Here is a 10532-nt window from a genome sequence, read left to right as displayed (position 1 = left end):
CGAAATACCGCTCCTGACGGGGCAACAGTTACGGACCGTCCTCCTCCCTTAGGTCCGTAGATTGGCGGCGGCACCTCTCCTCCTCCCTGGTGTCGTCGCCCGATATTCCGCCCCGACAGGGGCAACAGTTACGGACCGCCCTCCTCCCTTAGGTCCGTAGATTTGCGGTGGCACCTCTCCTCCTCCCTGGTGCCGCCGCATCACACAACACCGGGCCGGGCGGATTTCTCCTCCCTTTCCAATCGGCCCCACATATCGGCGCTCCTCCTCCTCCCTTTAAGGACGCTGAGATCTGGCGGTGACACCCTTCCTCCTCCCTGGGTGTCACCGCTTTTTCATTTTCAGAGCTTTCAGGAAATCAGGCGCGGTCGTCCTTTGGTGAGGACATGACCACATGGGTCGTAATCGTCGCCACTTGCGGAATGTCGCCCAACACATCGGTGTGGAACCGTTTGTAGGCCACCAGATCAGCAGCCTCGACGCGCAGCAGATATTCCACGTTGCCGGTGATGTTGTGACATTCACGGACTTCAGGACTGCGGGAAATGGCGCGTTCGAACGCCTCCTGCGCACGCTTGGAATGTTCACCAAGACCGACCGTCAGATAGGCGGTGAACCCCACCCCCATCTTCACCGGGTCGAGCACAGCGCGATAGCCGGTGATCACCCCCGCCGCTTCCAACGCCTGCACCCGCCGCAGACAAGCCGAGGGCGACAGGGCCACGCGGGCGGCGAGTTCCAGATTGCTGATCCGCCCGTCGCGGGACAGTTCGCGCAATATTTGCCGGTCTTTTTCATCAATCTTCGTCATTCCTTGCGCATTTTGTCGTGAAGCATGTCACTTTGCAATTACATTGCGCCACATTCAGCCTAGCGTCAGCGCCATGACACAAGATTTGATCCTTGCCCTCATGGGCTATGCGCTCGCCACCTCGATCACGCCGGGACCGAACAACCTGATGCTGATGGCCTCGGGTGCGAATTTCGGCCTGTCCCGCACCCTGCCTCATATGGCAGGCGTCAGCCTAGGCCACGGGTTCATGACGTTCATTCTGGGCCTTGGGCTGGTGCAGGTCTTCGAGAGCTTTCCCACGGTTCGGATCGTGCTGACGGTGCTGTGTTCGGCTTACCTTCTTTGGCTGGCTTGGAAGATTGCCAATGCCGCGCCCCCGAAAGAGGGCGGAGAGGTGGGGACACCCCTGACCTTCCTGCAAGCCGCCGCGTTCCAATGGGTGAATCCAAAGGCCATTTTCATGTCGATCACCGCGCAAACCAACTACGCCCCCGAAGGCGCAGGCTGGACCGGGGCGCTGATGGTCGCTGTCATCTTTGCCTGCATCAACCTGCCCTCGGTCGGGGTCTGGGCCTGGATGGGCGTGCAGGTAAAGCGCTTTCTTGGCACGGGCGCGCGGCTGCGGGCGTTCAATATTGTGATGGCCTTGCTGCTGGTCGCGTCGCTGGTGCCGATCTTGATGCACTGACCCTCAATCCGGTTCAATCACATCCATGGCGAGGTTGTAGACATATTCGTCACCCACGGTCAGGCGGCGGGCAATCCAAGTGTTAAGGCCCGGATCGATCCAGAAAATTGCCTGATAGGGCAGCTCGTTCGTGACGCCGAGAATCGTGGCACGGGCCTCCATATCAATATCGACCCGATATGTCTGGAACAGGCCAAGCGGCACATGGATCAGTTCTGATGACACGTCGATGTTGAACGCGAACTCTCCGAGCTCGGCCAGGTCGACCCCTGGAACGCAGCCGAGCACTGAATATTGAAATCCTCGCCCGAGACTGCAATCCACCACAAAGCGTCCGCTGCCCTCGGCATGATTTCCGGCGACAAGCGGCCAGGCATCTGAAGGCGCGCCCGTGTCGAATCGGGGTTCAACCAGCGGCCCGTCCGGTCCAAATGGCAGGGCGGCGAAGGGAAACAAGCCCCGATAGCGTGGTGCGGGTCGGCCGTTGTCCTCCATCTGGACAAGTTCATCCTCGATGACGGCATCGGGAAACAGGTTTTGATCGTCGACGACGGTCTGGGACACGCGAACCAGAGCGGCCGCAAACGGACGCGGGCGGGATGTGCCCGTGAACCATCCGATCAGGTCGCCAATTGCCGCCTCCATCTCATCGCGATCATCCACATGGGCGCGAATGGCGAAATAGCGGATCTCTCGATTCTCCGGGGGCGGGGACCAGTGCAATGGCGGCAGATCGTGCTGCTCGAAGCTGGCCGCATATTCGTGCAACCAGCTTTCAAGAATGGTCTCGTTCGGATCCAGCGTGTAAATGATCCTCGCGTGATAGGCCGCTTCTTCCAAAAGACCCGCATCCCGGAATGTCCGAAAGGCCCGTAAGTGACCGTAGGCGTAAAACGGATCGTCACGCGCCGCTTCCCGATACGCCCATCCGGCGGCTTCGGGATTGCCGAGTTCCTCCTGCACTCGCCCCAGCAATTCCCACGCAAAGAAGTAGTTCGGGCCGAGGCTGACGGAGCGTTCCAACGCCTCGACAGCCTCTTCGTTCCGCCCGGATTGCGACAGCACAAAGCCCAGCCGATAATGGCCCCAGGTGCTGTCCGGCCTGACCCCGATGAGCCGCCTTAGATCGGCTTCAGCGGCGTCCCACCGTTCGAGGTGGCCGTATGTGACGCTCCGGCGACCGAGCGCCGTTTCGCTTTCCGGGGCAAGCGCAAGCGCCTGATCGTACCAACCGAGGGCCTGCTCATAGGCTTGATTGGCCTCATAAGCGCGCCCAACACTCACAAGGGCCGAGACGCGGTCCTCTGCGGTGTCCAGCAGACGTTCACAGGCTGCGACCCGCTCGTCCAAGGGCGTTGCACCAAGGCGGCACAGCTCTGCGTCATCGGCCTGCGCTGCGGTGGCTGCGGCGATCAAAAGGGCGCGAAAGCTGGACGTATCGTCATGGCAGATCATCCCATGTCCCCACCCCGATTGCACTGGTGGGACCGGTCCATTCTGCCTCACATCAACGGAATCTCAAAACGGCACGTCATCCGCCTGATCGGCGGCCACAAGGAACCGGCCCACAACGCGCTTGATACCCGCCTTGTCAAAGGCAATCTCCAGCTTGTCACCTTCCACGCCTTCCACCCGGCCGTAGCCGAATTTCTGATGGAATACGCGCTCGCCTATGGTGAAGGCGGAATCCGCAGATGCATCGATGGTGAAGGTCCGGGCCTCGCGCGGCTGGCTCATCCCTCGTGCGCCGGAATTTGCATGGAGCCGCTTCCAGCCGGGGCTATTGTAGACATCGGCCCTGACAGCCCGTTCCTCCAGCCCCGATCGGCCATAGTCCTGCGCGCCGCCCATGCCGCCCATGCCGCCCTGATGGCCATAAAGCCCCGGCGGGGTCAGCACTTCAACATGCTCTTCAGGCAGTTCGTCAATGAAACGGCTTGGCAGTTGCGATTGCCACTGACCATAGACGCGGCGGTTGCCCGCGAAGGAAATCGTGCAGATCTCCTCGGCCCTCGTGATGCCCACATAGGCCAGCCGCCGCTCCTCTTCGAGGCCCTTCAGCCCCTCTTCATCCATCGCCCGCTGCGAAGGGAACAGCCCGTCCTCCCATCCTGGCAGGAAGACGGCGGGAAATTCCAACCCTTTCGCAGCATGGAGTGTCATCAGCGTGACCTTCTCCTCGGTCTCGTCGCTTTCGTTGTCCATGATGAGCGAGACATGTTCGAGGAAACCTTGCAGGTTCTCGAAGCTTTCCAGAGCCTTCACCAGTTCCTTGAGGTTCTCAAGCCGCCCCGGCGCCTCGGGGGTTTTGTCCATCTGCCACATCTCGATATAGCCGGACTCCTCTAGGATCATCTCGGCCAGCTCGACATGGTTCAGGGTGCCCTGAGGAACGTCATCTTCTACAAGATCATCCACCGGCCCGACGGCACGCATCGGCCCCAACATCAACCCGCGCCACCGCTCGATCCCCTCAACAAAGCGTTGCAGTTCCTTGGCGCCCTTGCCGGTCAACCCCTTGGCTGCAAGCAGCACTTTGGCCCCTTCCAGAAGGGACACGCCATTGGTGCGCGCAGTCATTTGAATCTTTTGCTGCGCCTTATCGCCCAGGCCCCGCTTGGGGGTGTTGACGACCCGTTCAAAGGCCAGGTCATCCTCGGGGCTGACGACCAGCCGGAAATAGGCCATGGCATCCCGGATCTCCATCCGCTCGTAGAAGCGCGGGCCGCCGATCACGCGGTAAGGCAGGCCGATGGTCAGGAACCGGTCTTCGAAGGCGCGCATCTGGTGGCTGGCGCGGACAAGGATCGCCATACCGTTGGGGCTGATGGGGCTCATGCCGCGGGTGCCGCGTTGCATCGCCTCGATTTCCTCACCGACCCAACGGGCCTCCTCATCGCCATCCCAATGGCCAATGAGACGGACCTTCTCGCCCTCTGCAGCCTCGGTCCACAACTCCTTGCCAAGCCGCCCTTTGTTCCCAGCAATCACGCCGGAAGCCGCCGCGAGAATATGTGGGGTCGACCGGTAATTCTGTTCCAGCCGGATCACCTTGGCACCGGGAAAATCCTTGTCAAAACGCAGGATGTTGCCCACCTCGGCCCCGCGCCAGCCATAGATCGACTGGTCGTCATCACCCACACAGCAGATGTTCTTGTGCGCCTGCGCCAAAAGCCGCAGCCAGAGATACTGGGCGACGTTGGTGTCCTGATATTCGTCCACAAGGATGTAGCGGAACCAGCGTTGGTATTGCTGGAGGATGTCATCATGCGTCTGGAAGATCGTGACCATATGCAGCAGCAGATCACCGAAATCACAGGCGTTGAGGGATTTCAGCCGTTGCTGGTAGGCGGCGTAAAGCTCCACACCCCGGTTGTTGAAAGCCCCCGCCTCAGCCACTGGAACCTTTTCAGGCGTCCAGGCACGGTTCTTCCACTTGTCGATGACGGCCGCAAGCGCGCGGGCGGGCCAGCGTTTCTCATCAATATTCTCTGCGATGATCAGCTGTTTCATCAGCCGGACCTGATCGTCGGTATCGAGTATCGTGAAGTTAGATTTCAGCCCCACCAGTTCCGCATGGCGGCGCAGAAGTTTCACGCAGATCGCGTGGAATGTGCCGAGCCAGGGCATCCCTTCTGCCGGTTGGCCAAGCAGATGGCCCAAACGGTTCTTCATCTCGCGCGCAGCCTTGTTGGTAAAGGTGACGGCGAGGATCTCGTTCGGGCGCGCCTTGCCGGTGGATAGAAGATGCGCAATCCGGGCCGTGAGCGCACGGGTTTTTCCGGTGCCTGCCCCTGCCAGCATCAGAACTGGCCCATCTAGCGTTTCCACGGCCTCTCGCTGCGGCGGGTTCAACCCGTCGAGATAGGGCGCAGGCCGCGCGGCCATGGCGCGTTGCGAAAGGGAGGCGGCCGAGAAGGCCTCTTCATCGTCGAAAATATCCATGCGCGCGAGCCTAGACCAAGCCTTGGCCGAGTTAAAGTATTGTTCACGGTCCGTTCGCAAGCGTTTTCTGACTGGTCTTGCGCCGACTTGCGTCGTCGCGGCGAACGCGCGCTCTTCGCCCGCCCCTTGCGAGGCAGCCTCATCGCACGCTTGGGGGCCAGCTCCCAAACCCCCGGGGTATTTTTCCAAGAAGAAGGGGAACGGGCTGGACAGGAGGCCCGTGCACGGGTTTGGTCGGGGCATGGATCTGGACCAGCGATATCCGGCAATCTCCGACCTCAGGGCGCGGGCGCGGCGGCGCGTGCCGCATTTCGTGTGGGAGTTTTTTGATTCCGCCACCGGAACGGAATCGGTTCTGGGCAGGAACCGCAGGGCACTGGATCAGGTGCTGTTCCACCCTGCGATCCTTGAGGGCGAGTTCACGCCCGATCTGTCCTGTTCGCTTATGGGACTGGACTACGCCGTGCCCTTCGGGATCGCCCCTGTGGGCATGTCCGGGGTGATCTGGCCCGATGCGGAGCGGCGGCTGGCGCGGTTCGCTTCTGCCTCCGGGATACCGTACGGGTTGTCGACCGTTGCCAGTCAGCCGCCGGAAGCCGTTGGACCGGAAGCCGGCGCAATGGGGTGGTTCCAGCTATATCCCCCCCGATCGCCAGAGGTGCTGAAGGATATGCTGGCGCGCGCCTGGGGCGCCGGATTTCACACGCTGGTGTTGACCGCCGACGTGCCTGTTGCCTCGCGGCGGGAACGACAGACGCGCGGTGGACTGACCAATCCCCCCCGACTGACGCCACGGCTTTTGGCGCAAGTGATGCGACGACCGGCCTGGGCAATGGGAATGCTAAAAACGGGAATGCCGCGTATGCGGACCCTGGACCGATATGCGGAACAGAAGACCAGCCTGCCCCAGACCGCGCATGTGGGCTATCTCATCCGGATCATGCCCGACTGGGACTATCTGGGGAGGCTGCGGGAGCTGTGGCAAGGCAAGCTGGTGGTCAAGGGCGTGATGGATGCCGGACCTGTCGCGCAGCTGGAGGCGGCGGGCGTAGACGCAATCTGGGTCTCGAACCACGCGGGCCGACAGTTCGACGGGGTGCGTGCCAGCATCGACGCGCTGCCCGAAATTCGCGCAGCAACCCGACTGCCCCTGATCTTCGACAGCGGCATCGAGGGCGGGCTCGACATCATACGGGCGCTGGCGTTAGGGGCTGATTTCGTGATGCTGGGGCGGGCCTGGCACTATGCGCTGGCCGCCTTGGGGGACGCCGGGCCACCGCATTTGCATGATCTGCTGATCAAAGACATGACGTCTTGCATGGGGCAAATCGGAGCGCGGAGTTTGGCGGACCTGAGCGGACGGTTGGCGTGCCAACAAGGCGCGTGAATCTGTTCAGCGCTAACAGCTCTGCCACATCCCGCAACAAGTGGTTTCCCGTACCGGATTCGCAATTTTCATTGCTGCGCATCCCGGTTAAGGCCAGATTGCAGCAGTATGACACACACCCTCAACCCTCTGATATTACAAAAACTGTTAGCGCTACCGCCGCTCATGCAACATTTGCGCAACATTTATGTTGGCACCGCAGCAATTTCTGCCTAACGTCCGCGCAATCCAGAACAGAGGGGAATGTTCATGGCCGAATTCAAGAAGATCCTGATTGCCAATCGGGGTGAAATCGCGATCCGTGTCATGCGTGCCGCCAATGAACTTGGCAAGCGTACCGTCGCGGTCTACGCCGAGGAAGACAAGCTCAGCCTGCACCGGTTCAAGGCGGATGAAGCCTATAAGATCGGCGAGGGCCTGGGGCCTGTCGCGGCCTATCTCAGCATCGACGAGATCATTCGCGTCGCCAAGGAATGCGGTGCTGACGCGATCCATCCGGGCTATGGGCTTCTGTCGGAGAACCCTCAATTCGTGGATGCCTGCGCTGCAAATGGCATCACGTTCATCGGCCCCAAAGCAGAGACCATGCGCGCGCTCGGTGACAAGGCCAGCGCCCGCCGCGTGGCGATCGCGGCAGGTGTGCCGGTCATCCCCGCGACCGAAGTCCTCGGCGACGACATGGACGCGATCCGCGCCGAGGCGGCGGAGATCGGCTATCCCCTGATGCTGAAAGCCTCCTGGGGCGGGGGTGGGCGCGGGATGCGCCCGATCCACGGGCCCGATGAACTGGAGGAAAAGGTCCGCGAGGGCCGGCGCGAAGCCGAGGCGGCCTTTGGCAATGGTGAAGGGTATCTTGAGAAGATGATCACCCGGGCGCGCCACGTGGAGGTACAGATCCTCGGCGACAAGCACGGGTCGATCTATCACCTCTATGAGCGCGATTGCTCGGTCCAGCGGCGTAACCAGAAAGTGGTGGAGCGCGCCCCTGCCCCCTATCTGAGCCAGACGCAACGTGAAGAGATCTGCCTTCTTGGCAAGAAGATCTGTGAGCACGTGAATTACGAATGCGCGGGCACCGTCGAATTCCTGATGGATATGGATTCCGGCAAGTTCTACTTCATCGAAGTGAACCCCCGCGTGCAGGTGGAGCATACCGTCACCGAAGAAGTGACCGGCATCGACATCGTGCGCGCACAGATCCTGATTGCCGAGGGCAAGTCGCTGGTCGAAGCCACCGGCACAGCCAGCCAGTATGATGTGAAGCTCGACGGTCATGCGATCCAGTGCCGGGTGACGACCGAGGACCCGACCAACAACTTCATCCCCGACTATGGCCGCATCACCGCCTATCGCGGTGCCACTGGCATGGGCATTCGTCTGGATGGCGGCACCGCCTATTCGGGCGCCGTGATCACGCGCTACTACGACTCTCTGTTGGAGAAAGTGACCGCATGGGCCCCGACACCCGAGGCCGCGATTGCACGGATGGACCGGGCGCTGCGAGAGTTCCGCATCAGGGGCGTCAGCACGAACATTGCGTTTGTGGAAAACTTGCTCAAGCACCCAACTTTCCTGAATTACCAGTACACGACCAAGTTCATCGACGAGACGCCGGAGCTCTTTGACTTCACACCAAAGCGCGACCGTGCAACCCGTATCCTGACCTATATCGCGGATATCACCGTGAACGGGCACCCGGAGACCGAAGGCCGCGCCAAGCCCAAGGCCGATCTGAAGCCCGCCAAGGCCCCTGCCCCGCGTGGCGAGGCCCTGCCCGGCACCAAAACGCTGCTCGATGAAAAGGGTCCGCAGGCGGTGGCCGACTGGATGGCGGCGCAGAAGCAGCTTCTGATCACGGACACCACCATGCGCGACGGACACCAGTCGCTGCTGGCCACGCGGATGCGGTCCATTGACATGATCAAGGCGGCTCCGGCCTATGCGTCGAATCTGCCGGGTCTTTTCAGCATAGAATGCTGGGGCGGCGCGACCTTCGACGTGGCCTATCGCTTCCTGCAGGAATGCCCGTGGCAGCGCCTGCGCGACCTGCGCAAGGCCATGCCCAACATCATGACGCAGATGCTGCTGCGCGCCTCGAACGGGGTGGGTTATACCAACTATCCAGACAACGTGGTGCAGTCGTTTGTTGCTCAGGCCGCCGAAACCGGCGTTGATGTCTTCCGCGTGTTCGACAGCCTCAACTGGGTCGAGAACATGCGCGTGGCGATGGACGCAGTGGTCGAAAGCGGCAAGGTCTGCGAAGGCACGATCTGCTACACCGGCGACATCCTGAACCCGGATCGGGCGAAGTACGATCTGGAATACTACGTCAACATGGGCAAGGACCTGCGTGATGCGGGCGCGCATATCCTGGGGCTCAAGGACATGGCCGGGCTGCTGAAACCGGCCTCTGCCAAGATCCTGATCAAGGCGCTGAAGGAAGAGGTTGGCCTGCCGATCCACTTCCACACCCATGACACGGCGGGTATTGCTTCTGCCACCATCCTTGCTGCATCGGATGCGGGCGTCGATGCGGTCGACTGCGCGATGGACAGCTTCAGCGGCAACACCTCTCAGGCGACGCTTGGCACCGTGGTCGAGGCGCTGAAACATACCGAGCGGGACACCGGGCTGGACATCAAGGCAATCCGCGAGATCAGCGATTACTTCGAAGCGGTCCGTGGTCAGTACGCGGCGTTCGAAAGCGGCCTTCAGGCACCAGCCTCCGAGGTTTATCTGCACGAGATGCCGGGTGGCCAGTTCACCAACCTCAAGGCGCAGGCGCGGTCGCTCGGCCTTGAAGAACGCTGGCACGAAGTGGCGCAGATGTATGCCGACGTGAACCAGATGTTCGGCGATATCGTCAAGGTCACGCCCTCGTCCAAAGTCGTGGGTGACATGGCGCTGATGATGGTCAGCCAGGGCCTGACCCGAGAGCAGGTCGAGGATCCCAAGACCGATGTGGCCTTCCCCGACAGCGTCATCGACATGATGCGCGGCAATCTTGGCCAACCGCCGGGTGGGTTCCCCGCGACGATCCTGAAGAAGGCGCTGAAGGCCGAAAAGCCCAACACAGAACGCCCGGGCAAACACCTGCCCCCGGTCGATCTGGAAGCCGCACGCGCCGAGGTCATCGCCAAGGTGGGTGAGCCCGTGGATAACGAGGACCTCAACGGATACCTCATGTATCCCAAGGTTTTCACCGACTACCGCGAACGCCACGCGACTTACGGCCCGGTGCGGACCCTGCCCACCAGGACCTTCTTCTATGGCATGGAGCCCGGCGAGCAGATCGAGGCCGAGATCGACCCGGGCAAGACGCTGGTTGTTCAGTTGCAGGCCGTGGGCGAGACGAATGAGGATGGCGAGGTCAAGGTCTTCTTCGAACTAAACGGCCAGCCCCGTACTGTTCGTGTGCCCAATCGCAAGGCACAAGCCACGACTGCCAAACGTCCGAAGGCGGAACTTGGCAACCCGAACCACGTTGGGGCCCCGATGCCCGGCGTGGTGGCAACGGTGGCCGTGCAGGCGGGCCAGGCGGTCAAGCAAGGCGATCTGCTGCTGACCATCGAGGCGATGAAGATGGAAACCGGCATCCATGCCGATCGGGACGCAGTGGTCGCGGCGGTGCATGTGACCCCCGGCGGACAGATCGACGCCAAGGATCTGCTGGTTGAGCTGACGTAACAGCATGGGGCACCCTATCATCAGGGTGCCCC

6 protein-coding genes are annotated in these 10532 nt (G+C 61.6%); 3 read left to right on the top strand and 3 right to left on the bottom strand.

Annotated elements, in window-relative coordinates; translation table 11 throughout:
- Window positions 1-358: 358 nt before the first annotated feature.
- Window positions 359-811 (bottom strand): Lrp/AsnC family transcriptional regulator, encoded by a 453-nt coding sequence (locus ACROHD_RS14840; protein WP_432678951.1) that lies wholly within the window; start codon window positions 809-811, stop codon window positions 359-361.
- 73 nt (window positions 812-884) lie between these two features.
- Here ACROHD_RS14840 and ACROHD_RS14835 point away from each other — a divergent pair, with 73 nt between their 5' ends.
- A complete protein-coding gene (locus tag ACROHD_RS14835) occupies window positions 885-1481 on the top strand; it encodes a LysE family translocator (RefSeq protein ID WP_432678950.1) in 597 nt (198 codons plus the stop codon).
- 3 nt (window positions 1482-1484) lie between these two features.
- Here the strand turns inward: ACROHD_RS14835 and ACROHD_RS14830 are convergent, their stop codons facing one another.
- Together ACROHD_RS14830 and ACROHD_RS14825 are read right to left on the bottom strand one after the other, a co-directional pair.
- On the bottom strand, window positions 1485-2936 hold the full coding sequence (locus ACROHD_RS14830; protein ID WP_432678948.1) for a tetratricopeptide repeat protein: 1452 nt from the start codon (window positions 2934-2936) through the stop codon (window positions 1485-1487).
- Window positions 2937-2999: 63 nt separating this feature from the next.
- The gene (locus ACROHD_RS14825; protein ID WP_432678947.1) at window positions 3000-5426 is read right to left on the bottom strand and encodes an ATP-dependent helicase; all 2427 of its coding nucleotides are present in this window, start codon (window positions 5424-5426) and stop codon (window positions 3000-3002) included.
- Between the two features lie 241 nt (window positions 5427-5667).
- Between ACROHD_RS14825 and ACROHD_RS14820 the strand changes: the two genes are divergently transcribed.
- Together ACROHD_RS14820 and ACROHD_RS14815 are read left to right on the top strand one after the other, a co-directional pair.
- On the top strand, window positions 5668-6813 hold the full coding sequence (locus ACROHD_RS14820; RefSeq protein ID WP_432678945.1) for an alpha-hydroxy acid oxidase: 1146 nt from the start codon (window positions 5668-5670) through the stop codon (window positions 6811-6813).
- Window positions 6814-7062: 249 nt separating this feature from the next.
- Window positions 7063-10500, top strand: a complete 3438-nt coding sequence (locus ACROHD_RS14815) for a pyruvate carboxylase (RefSeq protein ID WP_432678943.1) — start codon at window positions 7063-7065, stop codon at window positions 10498-10500.
- The last annotated feature ends 32 nt before the right edge of the window (window positions 10501-10532 follow it).

This window comes from Nioella aestuarii, assembly GCF_050896395.1.
GTDB lineage: Bacteria > Pseudomonadota > Alphaproteobacteria > Rhodobacterales > Rhodobacteraceae > Nioella > Nioella aestuarii.
The sequence above is the reverse complement of the archived record's forward strand: the minus strand, read 5'-3'. Positions and strand labels throughout refer to the sequence as shown.

Coding starts and splice junctions, on each gene's coding strand:
- ACROHD_RS14840 (WP_432678951.1), bottom strand. CDS start 811: ATGACGAAGATTGATGAAAAAGACCGGCAAATATTGCGCGAACTGTCC.
- ACROHD_RS14835 (WP_432678950.1), top strand. CDS start 885: ATGACACAAGATTTGATCCTTGCCCTCATGGGCTATGCGCTCGCCACC.
- ACROHD_RS14830 (WP_432678948.1), bottom strand. CDS start 2,936: ATGATCTGCCATGACGATACGTCCAGCTTTCGCGCCCTTTTGATCGCC.
- ACROHD_RS14825 (WP_432678947.1), bottom strand. CDS start 5,426: ATGGATATTTTCGACGATGAAGAGGCCTTCTCGGCCGCCTCCCTTTCG.
- ACROHD_RS14820 (WP_432678945.1), top strand. CDS start 5,668: ATGGATCTGGACCAGCGATATCCGGCAATCTCCGACCTCAGGGCGCGG.
- ACROHD_RS14815 (WP_432678943.1), top strand. CDS start 7,063: ATGGCCGAATTCAAGAAGATCCTGATTGCCAATCGGGGTGAAATCGCG.